Raw genomic sequence first — 15,545 nt, forward strand, 5'->3', positions numbered from 1 at the left:
GCACCGGGCAGGAGCATTGATGATCATTCACCTGTACGACGACGAGTATCGTCGAACGGTTCACCGGCGAACCCGAGCAGTCATACGGCCAGATCGGTCAGGTGCGCCGAGACCGGGCCCAGGGTGAGCAGGCCACTGCCGGCACCGGCAAGTTCGTTCGCCGCCGGGGTGAGGGCCGCGTGGGCGCGTGCCATGGTCCGCCGGTCGCCGAGCGCCCGTGCCGCTCGCCCGGTGAGGCACCACAGTGCCTCCTGGAGGAGGTCGCGGGGCGGCTCGGGAGTCGCGTGGAGGGCCTCGGCGGCCTCCTGGCGGTGCCCCCGGTCGAGGAGGAGCAAGGGGCGTGCCCAGGGAGCGTACGGCCCCCAGACGGTGTCCTTGTCGGAGTCGTGGAAGTCGTCGGAGGCGTCGAACGCGTCGAACTCGTCGAAGCGGAGCGGCAGGGCGTGCCGCAGACGCAGGCACAGCAGCGCGAGCGGCAGCAGGCCGTCGGCGACGCCCGGCATGCCCGCGTCGTGCAGCAGGTCGGCGGCGTTCCGGTAGGCAGCCTCCACGTCCGTCGCCGAGGCCTGGCCGGTGGCGTCCAGTCGCAGTACGGCGTACCAGCCGGTGAACACGCCCACCAGTGGCCGTTCATGCCGTGCGGCCAGTGTGTCGGCGACGGCAGCGTGGTGGTCGGCCGCGGTGAAGTCCCCGAGGGCGCAGCGGGCCTGGAGCCGGACGAGGTGGCCGAGGATCTCGAAGTCGGGCAGGCCGTGCCGGGTGGAGAGCGCGACCAGTTCGGCGCCGATCTCGTCACGGTGTGGGGCCAGCCCCGTGCGGCTGAAGCACTGCATGAAGGCCGCGTTGAGGGCGAAGGCCAGGAGCACCGGATCGTCCAGCCGGCGGGCGATCTCCTCGGCCAGGCGGGCGGCCTGCGGGCCACGGGCGAGCGGGGTGCCGCGCGACTCCAGGGCGATCGTGGCCAGCAACCGTGCTTTCGCCGCCTCGTGGCCCACGGCGGGCAGGGCGGCGAGGGTGCGCTCCGCGACCGCGACCACCTGTGCGGCCTGTCCCGGGTCGTCGAGGCGCGTCCAGATCGCCGGGACGTCGTAGGCGCCGATCACGCGGGCGGTCAGTTCGGGGTCGCCCAGTTCCTCGGCAGCCGCCACGGCCGCGACCCGGTGCTCGCGGGCGGCCGGCAGTCCGCTCCCTCCGGTCACGGCGAGGCTGCGCAGCAGGTCGGCGGTCGACTCCAGGCGTGCCCGGGCGTCGGGCGCGACGGTGCGGTCGTAGGCGGCGGCGACCTGCTCCCAGACCTGGCCGGCGGGGTTGTCCGCCGCGCGGCCGAGATGGTCGGCCTGCCGGAGGATGTCCGTCTCCAGGGAGCGCAGTCCCGGGCCCGGGTCGACTCCCAGTTGCTCGGCCAGCAGCCTGCGGGCCCGGCGGAGCACGTCCAGCGCGTCGGCCTGCCGGCCGGTTCGGTACAGCGCCAGGGCCAGCAGGCGCCACGCGTTCTCCCGCCAGGGGTGCTCGGCCGAGTGCGCCCGGAGGTCGGCGGCCGCCCGGTCGGCCTGGCCGAGGGAGATCAGTGCCTCGGCCCGCAGCTCCACGGCGTGCAGGCGCAGCTCGGCCAGGCGGCGGCTGTCGGCGCGGGCCCACGGCTGGTCGGCGAACTCCGCGTAGACGGGGCCGCGCCACCGGCCGAGCGCCTCCTCCAGCCGTACGGCCGCTTCCTTGGGCGGCAGCGCCGGGGCTGCGGCGACGGTCTCCTCGAAGCGCCAGGCGTCCACCGCGTCCGTCGTCGCGCGCAGGGCGTAGCCCGGGCCGTCGGTGACCAGCAGCCGGGCCGGGCTGCGGGGCGGGCGGTCCGGTTCGAGGGCGCGGCGCAACGCGGCGACGAAGGTGCGTACGGCGCCGACCGCGTCGGCAGGCGGGTCCGTCCAGAGGTCGTCGACCAGTCGGGAGACGGGCACTACGCGTCCTCGAGCGATGATGAGCCGGGCCAGCACCGAGCGGTGCCTCGGCCCCTTCAGAGGGATCGCGTTCCCGTCCCCGTCCCAGGCCGTCACCGGCCCGAGCACACCGAAGGCGGGTACCACAGCGTCCGCCGCACGGCGCTGTCGTGGGTCGCCCCGCCGCTGCTCATCCACTGCTCATCCGCTCCCAGGAGGATCGAGGAACAAGATCCTCCAAGAGGCATCCTGCACCCACCCATCGTTCCGCATCACCCAAGGAGCGCAGCCATGACCGTAAGGAGCGCAGCCATGGCCCCTGTCATCGCCGGTTTCGATCATCACCGGGTCCCCGTCGCCGACGGAGTCTCCCTGCACACGGCGGTCGGCGGCTCCGGCCCGCCCCTCGTGCTGCTGCACGGCTTCCCGCAGACCCATCTGATGTGGCGCCATGTGGCCGCCGACCTCGCGGCCGACCACACGGTGATCTGCCCGGACCTGCGCGGCTACGGCGCCGCCGACAAGCCGGCGGAGACCGACGGCACCGTCTACGCCAAGCGCACCATGGCCGCGGACATCGTGGCCCTCGCCCGCGAACTCGGCCATGAGCGCTTCGCGTTGGCCGGACACGACCGGGGCGCCCTGGTGGCCTTCCGTGCCGCGCTCGACCATCCCGGCACGATCAGTCATCTGGCGTGCCTCGACGTCCTGCCGACCCTCGACATGTGGGAGGTGATGCACGGCGTCACCGCCGCCGTCGGCTTCCACCTCTACCTGATGGCCCAGCCGCCGGGCCTGCCCGAGCGCATGATCGGCGCCGCCCCGGACGCCTTCTTCGGCCACTTCCTCGACATCTGGACGACCGATCGGGCGGCCGTTCCGCCGGAGGTCCGCGCCGCCTACCTGGCGGCCTGCCGTGCGGCGGTGCCCTCCATCGTCGCCGACTACCGGGCCTCCGCCGGCGTCGACATCGAGCACGATCGGGCCGACCGGGCGGCGGGAAACACGCTGCGGATGCCGGTCAGTGTGCTCCAGCAGGACTGGGGCGCGGCCCTCGGCTTCGACGCCGCCGCGCTGTGGCGCGCCTGGGCACCGGATCTGCGGCACACCACGGTCGACTTCGGCCACTTCATGGCCGAGGAGGCGCCGGACGACATCGCGAAGGCGTTGCGGGACCTGCTCGCCCGCTGAGCCACGAGGCGTCCGGGGCAGCCGTCATCGGCCGGACGCCCGGCGTGGTCTATCAGCGCCTACCAGCGCCCCGGTTCGGTCCCGGTGACCGGTTCCGACGGTTTGCCGTCCACCCCGACCGGCACGTCACCGGCGAGCATCACCCGGTGCATGGTCCGGGGGAAGTCGAGGTGGGCGTTGTCGCTCGGGGCGAGGTGGATGGTGGCCCGGTTGTCCCAGAAGGCCACGCTGCCGGGCTCCCAGCGGAAACGGACCGTGTACTCCGGCCGCACGGCCTGCTCCAGCAGCATGTCGAGGATCGCCCGGCTCTCGGCCCGCGAGAGGTCGGCGATCTGCTCGACGTAGTAGCCGTTGACGTAGAGGACCCGCTCCCCCGTCTCCGGATGGACCCGCACGAGGGGATGCAGCGAGGCGACCTGATGGTCCAACAGATGCCGGACGTACGCGTCGTAGCCGGGCCGGGGCTGGTAGCCCACGCCGAGACGGTGCTCGGCCCGCAGCCCGTCCACGAACTCCCGCACCGGGCCGGAGAGTCCGGCGTACGCGGCCGCGAGGTTCGACCAGGTGGTGTCGCCGCCGTACGGCGGTACGGTCTCGGCGCGCAGGATCGTCGCGGCGGGCGGGTCGATACGGGCGCCGTGGTCGCAGTGCCAGCCGCGCAGCAGGGTGTGGCGGCGCCGTCGCAGCCACTCGTCGTGCTCCATGCCGAATTTCCCGCCCAGCTCCAGCCGGTCGGCGGTCGTCTCGATCTCGGGAAACTCCGCCGGAGAGGCGCTCCCCCGCTTGCGCAGGACGACCGCTTCGCCGAACCGGCGCGCGAGCGCCACATGCCCGGCGTGGTCCAGCCGTTGTCCGCGGAAGAACACGACCTTCCAGCGCAGCACCGCCGCCCGGATCGCGCCGACCACAGCGTCGTCCAGCTCGCCGGCCAGGTCGACGCCCGCGATCTCCGCCCCGATGTGCCCGGCGACCGGTTTCGCCTCGATTCCCGCGACCTGCTCCGTCCCCTCCGCGGTGGCCCTGTCCGTCGTCATGCGCACTCCGTCGATGGTCCGCACCGGCTCCGGTCCGAGCCGGTTCCAGGAAGATCGTGACAGGGTTCGGCGGGTGTGGCGACTAGCGGGCGGAGACAGTCAGGTCCCACATGCTGATGCCGTCGTCGGAGGTGGTGACGGCGACGGGAGTTCCTGCCGTTTCGGTGACCATCTGGAGATGGTGGCCGGTGAGCGGCTCTCCGATCTGCTCGCCGCCGGCCAGATCCCACAGTCGGGTGGTGCCGTCATTGCTGCCGGTCACGGCGATCGTGCGGCCCGCGACCCTCGCGGTGCCCAGTGTCTGGACGCTGTCGGTGTGGCCGGTCATCGGTGCTCCGATCGGCTCCTGAGTGGTGAGGTCCCACATGTGCACCGCGCTCTTGTTCCAGGCGTCACCGCCGGCCACCACCACGGTCCGGCCGTTCACCTCGGTGATCGCGATGGCCCGCACCACGGGCTCGATACCGGTGAGGTTCTTACCTATCTGTTCCCCGCTGAGGAGGTCCCAGGCCTGAAGGAAGTCGTCGTGGCCTCCGGTGACGGCGACCGGTCGGCCGTCGACGAGACCGGCTCCCATCCCTCCGTTGTAACTGCCCTCGACTTCCGCGACCTGTTCCCCTTCCCGAGTCAGATTCCAGGCCAGCAACCTGCCTTCCTCGCAGCTGCTGACGGCGATCAGCCCCTGGTCGGATACCACGGTGGTGAGCGAGCAGACGCCCAGACCATGACCGGTCAGCGTCTTGCCGATCTTGCGCCCGGTGCGCAGATCCCAGACCCGCACCGCCCCTCCGATGGTTTCCCCCTCCTCGGGAATCGACAGATCGAACCGGCCGCCGCCGGTCACGACCACAGGACGCCCGTCCAGACGCGCCACCGTCAGGACCGAGACGACATCGTCCGCTTCGAACTGCGGCCTGTCGTCGACGTCGGGGTCGTCCTCGTCCCACACGCCGTTCTCGTAGTACCAGGCGTCCTCCGGTCCGGCGGCGTCGAGTTCCAGGGGACGCTCGGCGCATGCACCACCGGTGAGGTCGCAGGTCCACAGGCTCCCGTCGTAGTCGACGCCGACCGAGACGAGAGCACCGTCCACCTCCATGACAGGAAGGGTGTCGTGGCTACGGTCATGGGTGTGGCCGGAGAAGTGACGCAGCATTCGATCATCAGTTATGCCCGGGACTCTGACTCCCCACACTGACAGCCCAGTTGCCGTCACCGCACCGCCGCACCCACATGCGTCAGCACCGCCTCCACCAACTCCCCCACCGAGCGCTCACCCGTGTCGACGCGAATCAGCCCATGCGCGTCCACGCCCTGCGACATCAGCGACTGGAAGCGCTCCGCACGGGCGAGGAACTTGTGCACCAAGTACCGCTCCTCGTCCGCCAGTTCGTCGTAGCGGGCCGACGCCCGCATGCGCTCGCGCAGCACCGCCTCGTCCGCCGTGAGCCACAGCGCCCGTGTGCCGGGAACGGTCGTCATTCCGGCCACGCGGGCGGGCCACATCGCGGAGCCCTCCAGGACCAGGCCCGGGCCGTCGCCGCTCGCCCGGTCGGTGATCAGTTCCTCGATGCGCGGCCACAGGCGCCCGTAGTGGTCGAGCACGGACCGGATCAGTTCGTCGACGTCGAGGGTGGCGTAGTGCTCGGCGACATGGGGCGGCGGCTCCCACTCGGGCGTCCGCCAGGGCCGCCCAGGATGCCGGGCCAGCTTGTCCGTCGAGCGGCAGTCGAACCCGAGCCGCTCCGCCACGGCCCGGGCGACGGTCGACTTGCCGGTGTGGGACGTTCCCCCGATGAGCACCACGCGCACGTCCTGCATGCGGGCGACCCTACTCAACCCACCGTGAACTCCCGTATCACCGTGTTCCGGAACACCGCCGTGCCGTCGATCGTGAACAGGGCGAGCCCGGTGTCGGCCGGGTCCGGGAAGACCTCGGTCGAGTGCACGTACCGGCCGTCGTCCACGAACATTTCGACGGACGTACGGTCGATCAGGATGCGCAGCCGCACGGTGCCCGCGGACGCGTCGAAGGGGCTCCTGCTCTCCTGCCACCGGCCGGTGCTGTCGGGGCTCACGGTGTATCCGCGGTTGACGAATGCGTAGTCGCCGTAGATCCCGACGTCGATGTGGCGTCCGCCGTCGGAGGAGCGCCGCAACTGGAGCCCCGCGCCGGCCAGTCGGTCCCAGGTGATGTCGGTGGACACCTCGTACGCGGTGCCTGTGTAGTCGAGCATGAGGCTCCCGTCGACCTCCAGGTCGCCGAGGTCGACCGTGCGGGAGACATGCGCGTCAAGACCGGCGACCGGCTGGGAGGCGAGATGGTACGTGCCGTCCGCGGCCCGCTTCAGCGTGACCTCGCGGACGATCGAATCGGTGCCGTTGAAGCCGTCGCACTCGATGGTGGGCGTGGTGCCCGCGTAGTCCCAGTGGTTCATCCAGCCGATCGCGTACCGCGCCGCCGGGTCGACGGTGCCGTCGGCGTCGCGCTTCTCGAAGGTGACGGCCGCGTACCAGTCCCAGCCGTGGTCGAGCCACTGCGGATCGTTCAGGTCGGGTGTGAACGTGGTGCCGTCGAAGGACCCCGTCCAGTAGGCGTAGGTGCTCGGCAGCCCGGATCCCTTCCCGTTGGCGCTCACGCCCAGCACCCATTTCCAGGTGCCGTCCGCCGCCCGGATGCGAAACAGGTCCGGGCATTCAAGGACGCCGATGCCGCCCTTGATGAAACCGCCGACGTACGTCCAGGACTTCAGGTCGTCGGAGTGGTACATCCCGACCTTGTCGTTCTCGGCGAGCGCCATCACCCAGCGCCCGCGCTCCTCGTCGCGGATCACCTTGGGGTCGCGGAAGTCCCGTACACCGGGGTTCGGAAGGACCGGGCCGGTGCCGTGAGGGGTGAACGTACGGCCGCCGTCGGTCGAGTAGTACAGGTACTGCGCCTGGGTGACGTCGTCGGGCGCCATGGTGGCGAGGACGATCACCGCGCCCGCGCCGAAACCTGCCGTGTTGTCGGTGTCGATCACCGCCGAGCCGGACCAGACGTCGCCGTTGGGAGTGGTGTTCTTCGGCACCGCGATCCCGCGGTCGGTGAAGGTGACCAGGTCGGTGCTGGTGGCCAGGCGCCAGGCCGTGCCGGCGGCCGTGCCGCCCGTCGAGTAGTCGGGGTTGTAGAGGTAGTAGTAGTGGTACTCGCCGTCGATCCACACCGGCCGCTGCGGGTCGTTCATCCACTGGTCGGGGACGGTGAAGTGGTACTCGGCGCGATAGCTGCCCGCGCACGCGGTGGCCGTCCCCGAGGCCGCCACCGCGGATCTCGGACCGGTCGGCAGTAAGGCACCGGCCGCGCCCACGGCCGAGGCCAGGAACAGCGACCTCCTGGATATTCCGGGCATGCCAGATGCGCCACGCATGGTGCGGCTCCTTTCCCCGACGGCGTCGTCAGGACTGCGGCTCATGTGGACCAGCACTCTGTGACCTAACTCGTTAAAGGTCAAGTGGTTCGGAACTCTTGACAGGGCCGTAACCCGCTTCACATCATCTGGGGCATCAGACCTTGGCTAACACGAGTTAGGCCCGTTTGAATGACCGACTCGCATCTCACTCGCCGCACCTTGATGCGGTACGGCGCCTACGGCGCGGGAGCCGCCGCACTGGCCGGTACCGCCGCCAGTTGGGACCGGCTCACCGGAGCCGACATCCCCGGGCGGAACGACGGCTCCCTGGTCGTCGCGACGCTCGGCCCCGCCTACGGACCGGAAGCCATCCGGTCGCTCACCGAGGGCTTCAGGAAGGTCCACCCCGACATCAAGCTGCGGATCAACGCCGTGCAGGCCGTCGACTGGTCGGACTTCTTCGCGAAGATCCTCACCCAGATCGCGGCGGGCACCGCGCCCGACCTCGTCTACGTCGCCACCGAGGGCGTCCAGCTGTTCGCGCAGCGCCTCGGCGTCCCGTTGGACCGCTGGGTGAAGCGGGACGCCGAGGAGCTGCGCGAGTACTTCTCCGACGTCCATCCCTCGCTGGTGGAGTCGATGATGTACGAGGGGAGCCTCTACCAGCTGCCGGTCGAGTTCAACGCCGCCGACATCTACCTCAACGACCAGGTGCTGAAGCGCGCGGGCGCGGACTTCCCGGCCCCCGACTGGACCCGCGACGACTTCACCGCGCTGCTGCGCGACATGAAGAAGGCGAGCGGCTCGCAGTTCACGCCGTACTTCTGGACCAACCGGCTGTGGGGCGGCGTGGTGCCGTGGCTGTTCGCCAACGACACGAACCTCCTCTCCGAGTCCAAGGCGCCCGGCGGCGCCTGGCTGTGGGACTCCTTCTATCCGGCCGCCCAGCGGGAGGGACGCGGCGGCGGTTTCCGGTGGACCACCCCGCAGGCCACCGAAGCGCGCGTGGAGGAGGCGTACGACTATCTCGCCTCCCTCATCGACGAGGACCTGTGCAACCGGCCCGAGGGGGGCAACGGACAGAACCTCATCGGCGTGTTCTCCACCGGCCGGGTCGGCGTCACGCCCGCGGGCGGCTTCTGGGCGGGCGGTCTGCACCTGGCGGGGATGAAGGCGGGCGCGTTCGACGCACAGTACTTCCCTCGCTGGCGCACCCAGCGCATGCAGTTCGGCGCCGCCGGCTACGCGCTGCTGCGCACGTCGAAGCGGCAGGAGGAGGCCTGGGAGTTCATCAAGTACGCCGCCCGCAGGGACACCCTGATGCGGCTGTTCGAGACGAACCAGACCACCCCGGCCCGCCGCTCGATGCTCACCGCCGACCGCTACCGCGAGACCGGCCCGAACCGCTGGCAGGTCTTCTACGACACCCTCGACAAGTTCCCCGACACCGGGCCGATCCCCGCGCCGCCGCAGGTCGCGGAGGTCGAGCAGGTGCTGCTGAAGCACACCGGTACCGCCCTGGCTTCCCGGCGCGCGGTGGCCCCCGCGCTGCGGCGGATGCAGAGCGATCTGGAGAAGGCCATGGAGCGTGACGTATGACGAACACTCGGATACCGGCCGTACCGGCCACGCACCCGACGGCTCCACCAGCCGCCGCGCCGCGGCCCTCCGCGCGCGACCGCGGCACCCGGCTGCTGGCGACGCTCTTCCTGGCCCCGACGATCGTCGGCATCGTCGTCTTCACGGTCGTCCCGATCGTCGGCTCGGTGGTGCTGAGCCTCTTCCACTGGAACGTGATCGACTCCCCTAGCTTCGCCGGGGCCGCCAACTACCGTGAGGTCTTCGGCGATTCGACCGTGCTGGTCTCCTTCGGCAACACGCTCGTGTTCATGGTGTTCGCGGTCGCGCTCCAGCTCCTCATCGCCCTGGTGCTGGCCCTGGCGGTGAACGGACGGATGCCCGGGTGGCTGCGCTCGGTGTTCCGGTCGGCGTTCTTCTTTCCGCTGGTGCTGTCCGCCGCGTCGATCTCGGTGGTGATGAAGTACCTGTTCAACCAGGACTTCGGAGTCGTCAACTGGCTGCTGGGGCTGGTCGGGATCGCTCCCGTGCCCTGGCTGACGTCCGAGAACGCGGCGATGGCCACGGTGATCCTGGTCTACGTCTGGCAGCAGTTCGGCTTCTCGTTCCTGCTGTTCGTCGGAGGGCTCAACAACATCCCGAAGGAGATCCACGAGGCAGCCTCCCTCGACGGCGCGACCGGCCTGCGCAAGCACCTCGCCATCACTCTCCCACTGCTGTCGCCCACGCTGCTGGTCGCGTCGGTGGTCGGCATCATCAACGCGCTCCAGGTCTTCGAGCAGCCGTACGTCCTCACCAACGGCGGGCCCGGCGACGCCACCCGCACCGTGGTGATGGTCATCTACGAGAGCGCCTTCGAGCAGCTCCGCTTCGGCGAGGCGTCCGCGGTGGGCGTGCTGCTGTTCGTGCTGATCATGGCGGTCACCGCCCTCCAGTTCCGGCTCAGCCGGCGTTTCGTCCACTACGAGTGAGCCGGGTGAGTCCCATGAGCCAAGCGACAGTGAACCTCAGCCGTGCCCGGTACTCGCTCGCACCGTGGGCGCGGATCGCCGCACTGGCCGTGTGCGCGCTGCTGACGCTGGGGCCGGTCATCTGGACCGTCTCCACGTCCCTGCGCGTCCCGGCCGAGTCCTTCGACCTGCCCCCGAAGATCATCCCGACCAACCCCACCGCGGAGTCGTACCGCGGGGTCTTCGACCAGATCGACGTATGGCTGCTCGCACTCAACTCGACGCTGGTGACCGCGCTGATCGCGGTGGGCCAGATGATCACCGCCGGGCTGGCGGGATACGCCTTCGCCCGCCTCGAATTCCGGTTCAAGAAGCCGCTGTTCGGACTGGTCCTGGCCACCATGATGGTGCCGCTCCAGGTCACGATCGTCCCGGTGTTCCTGGTGCTGAAGTCGATGGGCCTGACCGACACCCTGCTCGGTCTGATCATCCCGGCCTTCCCGACCGCCTTCGGGACCTTTCTGATGCGCCAGTACTTCCTGGGCATGCCCAAGGACCTGGGCGAGGCGGCGATGCTGGACGGCTGCGGGCCCTGGCGGATCTTCCGGTCCGTGTACGCGCCGCTGGCCGCGCCCGGACTCGCGATCGTCGGGGTGCTGGCCTTCAACTACCACTGGAACGAGTTCTTCCGGCCGCTGATCCTGGAGACCTCGGGCCAGAACTACACCCTCCCCCTGGGCCTGGTCTCCCTCCAGGGCAACCTGGGCACCGGCTCCATCTCGGTGGTGCTCGCCGGTGTCGTCCTCTCCATGATCCCCGCCGTCGTCGTGTTCGTCGTCGGTCAGCGCCCTCTGCGTGAGGGCATCACGTCCGCAGGAGTCAACCGTTGAGCCTCACCGCTCGCTCGACGGACCCGAACGCCCCGCGCTTCCGGGTCCGTCCGCCCGCCAACTGGATCAACGACCCGAACGGGCCCTTCCGTTGGCGGGGCCGCCACCACCTCTTCTACCAGCACAACCCCGCCGCCCCGGTGCACGCGAACGTCCACTGGGGCCATGTCTCCAGCCACGACCTCGTCCACTGGGAGCACCACCCGATCGCGCTCGCTCCGACGCCCGGCGGCCCGGACGAGGCAGGCTGCTGGTCGGGCTGCGTGGTCGACGACGACGGCGTGCCGACGGCCGTGTACACCGGTGTCGACCGGCATCACACCGGTCTCGGCTCGATCTGCCTGGCGCGGGCGCTGATGCCGGAGGACGAGACGCTGACCGACTGGAGGCCGCTGTCCAAACCCGTGGTGACCGGCCCGCCCGCTGACTTGGACGTGGTGATGTTCCGCGACCCGTTCGTGTTCAGGAGCGGTGGCCGACGGTGGGCGCTGGTGGGCGCGGGGCACGCCGACGGGACTCCGTCGGTGCTGCTGTACGACTGCGAGGACCTGGCCGACTGGCGGTTCGCCGGGGTCCTGCTCGACGGCAACGACCCCGTCGCTGCTGATGTGTTCGGGGACGGGGCCGTCGGCTGGGAGTGCCCGCAGCTCTTCGAGACGGCGGGTGGGGACTGGGTGCTGGTGGTGTCACTGTGGGATGGGGACCCGTGCGGCACTGGATATCTGACGGGCCGTCTTGAACCGTACGGTGAGGGCGAGTTGCGTTTCGCTGCCCGCACCGGCGGACGGCTGGACCACGGGCGGGACTTCTACGCGCCCGCCGTGCTCCAGGAGTCGGACCGGGTGCTGTTGTGGGGGTGGTCCTGGGAGGCGCGCGAACAGAGTGAGGTCGATCGCGCCGGGTGGGCCGGTGTCCTGACCGCGCCGCGGGTGGTGGACGTGCATCCCGACGGTGCCCTACGGGTCGTACCGGCTCGCGAGCTCGAACTGCTGCGTGCGGACGAGCCGTTCGTCTCCGCGCCGGGTCGGCGCATCGCGCTCCCGGAGGCGTACGACCTGACCGTGACCGCGGCGGGCCGGACCACCGTGAGTCTGCTGCGGTCCGCCACCGGTGCGGAGCTGACGGTCGTGCTGGACCCGGACGCGGGCACGGTGACGCTCGACCGCGGCGACTGGCCCCGGACCGGGCCCGAAGGGTCGGCACCGGTTGTCGTGCGGGGGCCGGCCTCCGAGGTGCGGATCCTCGTCGACGGCTCGCTGTTGGAGCTGTTCGTCGGCGACCGGGCGACGGTCACCGAGCGGATCTACCGGCGACCGGACGATATGCCCGAGCTGGTCGTCGCAGGTGCCGTGGCAGCCGTCACCGGCTGGGAGCCGGTCCCACCGACGCACGGCTGACCACCGGGCAGGCGAGGCGCCGTACCGTCGCGGGCGGGGTCCGGCCCGTGTCGATGGCGTCGAGGAGCAGACGTGCGGCGGCCTCGCCCATCGCCCGGTGGGGCAGCGCGACGCTGGTGAGGGGCGGGGTGAGGAACTCGGCCATGTGTTCCTGGTCGTCGTAGCCGACCACCGACAGCTCGCCGGGGACGGCGATGCCGAGCCGGGTCGCGGCGTGCAGGACGCCGGCCGCGACCCGGTCGTTGTAGCAGAAGACGCCGGTGGGCCGGAGGTCGGCGGGGACGCCGTCGAGGAGGCGTATCGCGCCGTCGTGCCCCGCGCTGATCTCGCCTCCGCTGCGCACGACCCACTCCTTGGGGACCGTGACCCCCTCGGCGCGCAGCGCGTCCCGGAAGCCGCGCAGGCGGTCGGCGGAGGCCAGGTCGTCCTGGCCGCCCACCATGGCGACCCTGCGGTGCCCCTCGTCCAGCAGCAGCCTGGCCGCCGTACGGCCGCCGGCGCGCTCGGCGGGGACGACGGCGGGCAGGGAGTCGTCCTCGGGGAGGCAGTTGGCGAGCACGGAGTGGGTGCGGTGCAGGCCCTCGGGTACGCGGACGCGGCGCAGCGACATGGCCGCGTAGATGATGCCGTCCACGCGCCGGTCGAGGAGTTCGGCGACGGCCGCGTCCTCCTTGGCCGGGTCGCCGCCGGAGTCGATGGTCAGGACGAGGTGCTCGCTGGCCCAGGCGGTCTCCATCGCGCCGCGCAGGAGGCGGCCGGCGAACGGCGAGGAGGCGATCTCGTCGGTGACCAGACCGATCACGGCCGTACGGCGGCGGCGCAGGCCGCGGGCGACGGGGTCGGGGCGGTAGCCGAGCTCGGTGGCGGCCTGCCGGATGCGTTCCTGGGTGGCGGGCGAGAGGTTGCCCTCGGCGCGGCCGTTGAAAACGAAGGAGACCGCGGTGTGCGACACGCCCGCTAGCCGGGCGACGTCCCGTGACGTGGGACGCGCCGGTACCGCCGGCTGCTTCTCCTCGGTGCCGCCCATGACGTCAGCTGCCTCGTCCCCCACCGTTCCGGTTGATCAAGGCTCACCCTATCCGTGACGCTGGAGGGACGACACAGTCAAGGGAAGGTCCGGCAGTGATCAGCATCCCGACCCACACGCTCAACGACGGTACGACGCTCCCCGCCGTCGGCCTCGGCACCTGGCCGATGGACGACGCGCAGGCCGAGCAGGCGGTGCGCGGCGCCCTGGAGCTGGGGTACCGGCTCGTGGACACGGCGACGAACTACCGCAACGAGACCGGCGTCGGCCGGGGCGTCGCGAGCGGCGGTGTGCCCCGCGAGGAGATCGTCGTGACGACGAAGCTCCCGGGCCGGCACCACGGCTACGAGGAGACCCTCGCCTCCTTCGAGGAGTCCCGCGCCCGCCTCGGCCTGGACTACGTGGACCTCTACCTCATCCACTGGCCGCTCCCCCGCGTCGACAAGTACGTCGACTCCTGGAAGGCCATGATCAAGCTCCGCGAGGACGGCCTCGTTCGGTCGATCGGCGTCTCCAACTTCACGGCCGGGCACATCGAGCGGCTGGAGCGGGAGACCGGGGTGCTGCCCTCCGTCAACCAGATCGAGCTGCACCCGTTGTTCCCGCAGGACGAGCTGCGCGCGTTCCACGCCGACAAGGGCATCCTCGTCGAGAGCTGGAGCCCGCTGGGGCGTGGCAGCAGCCTCCTGGACGACCCCGTCGTCCAGGGCATCGCCGACGCCCTCAAGGTGACTCCCGGCCAGGTCGTCCTGCGCTGGCACACGCAGCTGGGCGCCCTGCCCATCCCGAAGTCCGCGGACCGGGAGCGGCAGCGCGAGAACCTCGACGTCTTCGGCTTCACCCTGGACGCCACCCAGATGGGAGCCGTCGCCGACCGGGCGCATCGGCGGCTCGGCGGGGATCCCGAGGTGCACGAGGAGTTCTGAACGGCGGTCGCGGGCGCCGTCGCGGGTACTCGGGGCGTTCGGGAAGGAGCAGGTCGTGGGCATGAAGGACCGGCTGCGGGCCTACCGCGGCAAGCGTGACTTCGGGCGGACGCGGGAGCCGGAGGGAAGTGCGGCTGTCTCCGGGCGGGAGCCGCGGTTCGTGGTGCAGATCCATGACGCCCGCACCCTGCACTTCGACTTCCGGTTGCAGGTGGACGACGTACTGAAGTCCTGGTCGGTGCCGAAGGGACCCTCGTACGATCCCCACGACAAGCGGCTGGCGATGCCCACCGAGGACCATCCGCTGGAGTACGAGGAGTTCGAGGGCGTGATCGCGCAGGGTGAGTACGGGGGCGGCACGGTGATCGTCTGGGACAACGGCACGTACGAGCCGCTGAGCCATGACCGCAGAGGGCGGCCGGTCGACTTCGGCGAGTCGATCGAGCGGGGTCATGCCACGTTCCGGCTGAGGGGGTCGAAGCTGCACGGGGAGTACGCGCTCACGCGGTTCCGCGACGGCCTCGACGGTGAGCGTGAGGCATGGCTGCTGGTGAAGGCCGGCAAGGCACGAGCGGGCGGGCACGGCACCCCCGATCCGCGCCGGGCCCGCTCGGTGCGGACGGGTCGTACGCTCGCCCAGGTCGCGGCGGACGGCGACGAGGAGTGAACCGCGCCGTACCGGCGTCCTGCGGTCCCCCGATTTCGGCGGATGTTGTGGTTCCGCCCTCAACTACCCTTCCCTGCCTCTATGTTCACGGCGACATCACTCTCGCCACTGGAGGCACCTCGTCATGCGCTCCACGCTCCGCATCGCCGTCACCGGCGCCGTGGCCGCCGCCACCGTCCTCGTCGCCGGGCCCGCCCAGGCGACTCCGCCCGGGCCGGGTGTCAGCGGCCGGATCATCAGTCAGAAGACCGTCGGCGACACCGACTACATCCTCCGGGAGATCACCATCCCGCCGGGTCAGGCCACCGGCTGGCACTACCACGACGGGTCGCTGTACGCCTTCACGCAGCAGGGCACGCTGAGCCACTACAACTCCACCTGCGCCTCCGACGGCATCTACCCGAAGGGCAGCTTCATCCAGGAACCGGCCGGGCCGGGCAACGTGCACATAGGGCGCAACGAAGGCGACACCCCGGTCGTCCTCGACGTGCTCTACGTGCTGCCGCACGGCGCGTCGTTCTCCCAGGACGCGCCCAACCCGGGCTGCCCGTTCGAGTGATCACGT

At 70.9% G+C, this 15,545-nt stretch carries 14 protein-coding genes; 8 read left to right on the forward strand and 6 right to left on the reverse strand.

The features are described from left to right. Positions 1-80: 80 nt before the first annotated feature. Entirely contained in the window at positions 81-2,078 is a 1,998-nt protein-coding gene (locus BLU79_RS37115; RefSeq protein ID WP_093910397.1) for an AfsR/SARP family transcriptional regulator, read from the reverse strand. 165 nt (positions 2,079-2,243) lie between these two features. Between BLU79_RS37115 and BLU79_RS37120 the strand changes: the two genes are divergently transcribed. Beyond that, complete coding sequence (locus BLU79_RS37120) at positions 2,244-3,122, forward strand: alpha/beta fold hydrolase (protein WP_177001326.1); 879 nt, start codon at positions 2,244-2,246, stop codon at positions 3,120-3,122. A 59-nt stretch (positions 3,123-3,181) separates the two neighbouring features. Here the strand turns inward: BLU79_RS37120 and BLU79_RS37125 are convergent, their stop codons facing one another. The 4 genes from BLU79_RS37125 to BLU79_RS37140 form a co-directional block, all read right to left on the reverse strand. Then, a complete protein-coding gene (locus BLU79_RS37125) occupies positions 3,182-4,156 on the reverse strand; it encodes a TauD/TfdA dioxygenase family protein (protein WP_093910399.1) in 975 nt (324 codons plus the stop codon). A gap of 82 nt (positions 4,157-4,238) precedes the next feature. Next, positions 4,239-5,252 carry a WD40 repeat domain-containing protein gene (locus tag BLU79_RS37130; protein ID WP_143052548.1) on the reverse strand — a complete coding sequence of 338 codons (1,014 nt, stop codon included), beginning with the start codon at positions 5,250-5,252 and terminating at the stop codon, positions 4,239-4,241. A gap of 113 nt (positions 5,253-5,365) precedes the next feature. Further along, the gene (locus tag BLU79_RS37135) at positions 5,366-5,974 is read right to left on the reverse strand and encodes an AAA family ATPase (RefSeq protein ID WP_093910401.1); all 609 of its coding nucleotides are present in this window, start codon (positions 5,972-5,974) and stop codon (positions 5,366-5,368) included. Between the two features lie 14 nt (positions 5,975-5,988). Then, positions 5,989-7,545 (reverse strand): glycoside hydrolase family 32 protein, encoded by a 1,557-nt coding sequence (locus BLU79_RS37140; RefSeq protein ID WP_093910402.1) that lies wholly within the window; start codon positions 7,543-7,545, stop codon positions 5,989-5,991. Positions 7,546-7,734: 189 nt separating this feature from the next. Between BLU79_RS37140 and BLU79_RS37145 the strand changes: the two genes are divergently transcribed. Genes BLU79_RS37145 through BLU79_RS37160 form a run of 4 tightly spaced genes read left to right on the forward strand, consistent with a single transcriptional unit; the run spans position 7,735 to position 12,360 of the window. Continuing rightward, positions 7,735-9,144 (forward strand): extracellular solute-binding protein, encoded by a 1,410-nt coding sequence (locus BLU79_RS37145; RefSeq protein WP_093910403.1) that lies wholly within the window; start codon positions 7,735-7,737, stop codon positions 9,142-9,144. Then, positions 9,141-10,094 carry a carbohydrate ABC transporter permease gene (locus tag BLU79_RS37150; RefSeq protein ID WP_093910404.1) on the forward strand — a complete coding sequence of 318 codons (954 nt, stop codon included), beginning with the start codon at positions 9,141-9,143 and terminating at the stop codon, positions 10,092-10,094. The genes BLU79_RS37145 and BLU79_RS37150 overlap by 4 nt, the downstream gene beginning before the upstream one ends. A gap of 14 nt (positions 10,095-10,108) precedes the next feature. After that, positions 10,109-10,963 (forward strand): carbohydrate ABC transporter permease, encoded by an 855-nt coding sequence (locus BLU79_RS37155; RefSeq protein WP_093910405.1) that lies wholly within the window; start codon positions 10,109-10,111, stop codon positions 10,961-10,963. After that, entirely contained in the window at positions 10,960-12,360 is a 1,401-nt protein-coding gene (locus BLU79_RS37160) for a glycoside hydrolase family 32 protein (protein ID WP_093910406.1), read from the forward strand. The genes BLU79_RS37155 and BLU79_RS37160 overlap by 4 nt, the downstream gene beginning before the upstream one ends. Here BLU79_RS37160 and BLU79_RS37165 read toward each other — a convergent pair. Then, positions 12,323-13,387: a LacI family DNA-binding transcriptional regulator gene (locus tag BLU79_RS37165; RefSeq protein WP_093910407.1), complete on the reverse strand. Its 1,065-nt coding sequence runs from the start codon at positions 13,385-13,387 to the stop codon at positions 12,323-12,325. The two genes, BLU79_RS37160 and BLU79_RS37165, sit on opposite strands and share 38 nt — an antisense overlap. A gap of 95 nt (positions 13,388-13,482) precedes the next feature. Here BLU79_RS37165 and BLU79_RS37170 point away from each other — a divergent pair, with 95 nt between their 5' ends. The 3 genes from BLU79_RS37170 (at position 13,483) to BLU79_RS37180 (ending at position 15,539) form a co-directional block, all read left to right on the forward strand. Continuing rightward, entirely contained in the window at positions 13,483-14,313 is an 831-nt protein-coding gene (locus BLU79_RS37170; RefSeq protein ID WP_093910408.1) for an aldo/keto reductase, read from the forward strand. Positions 14,314-14,368: 55 nt separating this feature from the next. Then, positions 14,369-14,980, forward strand: a complete 612-nt coding sequence (locus tag BLU79_RS37175) for a DNA polymerase ligase N-terminal domain-containing protein (RefSeq protein WP_093910409.1) — start codon at positions 14,369-14,371, stop codon at positions 14,978-14,980. A 124-nt stretch (positions 14,981-15,104) separates the two neighbouring features. Beyond that, positions 15,105-15,539 (forward strand): cupin domain-containing protein, encoded by a 435-nt coding sequence (locus tag BLU79_RS37180; RefSeq protein ID WP_093910410.1) that lies wholly within the window; start codon positions 15,105-15,107, stop codon positions 15,537-15,539. Positions 15,540-15,545 lie beyond the last annotated feature (6 nt).

The organism is Streptomyces sp. cf386, from assembly GCF_900103585.1.
In the GTDB taxonomy this organism is placed as follows: Bacteria; Actinomycetota; Actinomycetes; order Streptomycetales; family Streptomycetaceae; genus Streptomyces.

Bases quoted from the DNA above. Each gene is read 5' to 3' on its own strand.
- BLU79_RS37150 (WP_093910404.1), top strand. From the start codon at position 9,141: ATGACGAACACTCGGATACCGGCCGTACCGGCCACGCACCCGACGGCT.
- BLU79_RS37120 (WP_177001326.1), top strand. From the start codon at position 2,244: ATGGCCCCTGTCATCGCCGGTTTCGATCATCACCGGGTCCCCGTCGCC.
- BLU79_RS37140 (WP_093910402.1), bottom strand. From the start codon at position 7,545: ATGCCCGGAATATCCAGGAGGTCGCTGTTCCTGGCCTCGGCCGTGGGC.
- BLU79_RS37180 (WP_093910410.1), top strand. From the start codon at position 15,105: ATGCGCTCCACGCTCCGCATCGCCGTCACCGGCGCCGTGGCCGCCGCC.
- BLU79_RS37155 (WP_093910405.1), top strand. From the start codon at position 10,109: ATGAGCCAAGCGACAGTGAACCTCAGCCGTGCCCGGTACTCGCTCGCA.
- BLU79_RS37145 (WP_093910403.1), top strand. From the start codon at position 7,735: ATGACCGACTCGCATCTCACTCGCCGCACCTTGATGCGGTACGGCGCC.
- BLU79_RS37125 (WP_093910399.1), bottom strand. From the start codon at position 4,156: ATGACGACGGACAGGGCCACCGCGGAGGGGACGGAGCAGGTCGCGGGA.
- BLU79_RS37135 (WP_093910401.1), bottom strand. From the start codon at position 5,974: ATGCAGGACGTGCGCGTGGTGCTCATCGGGGGAACGTCCCACACCGGC.
- BLU79_RS37165 (WP_093910407.1), bottom strand. From the start codon at position 13,387: ATGGGCGGCACCGAGGAGAAGCAGCCGGCGGTACCGGCGCGTCCCACG.
- BLU79_RS37130 (WP_143052548.1), bottom strand. From the start codon at position 5,252: ATGGAGGTGGACGGTGCTCTCGTCTCGGTCGGCGTCGACTACGACGGG.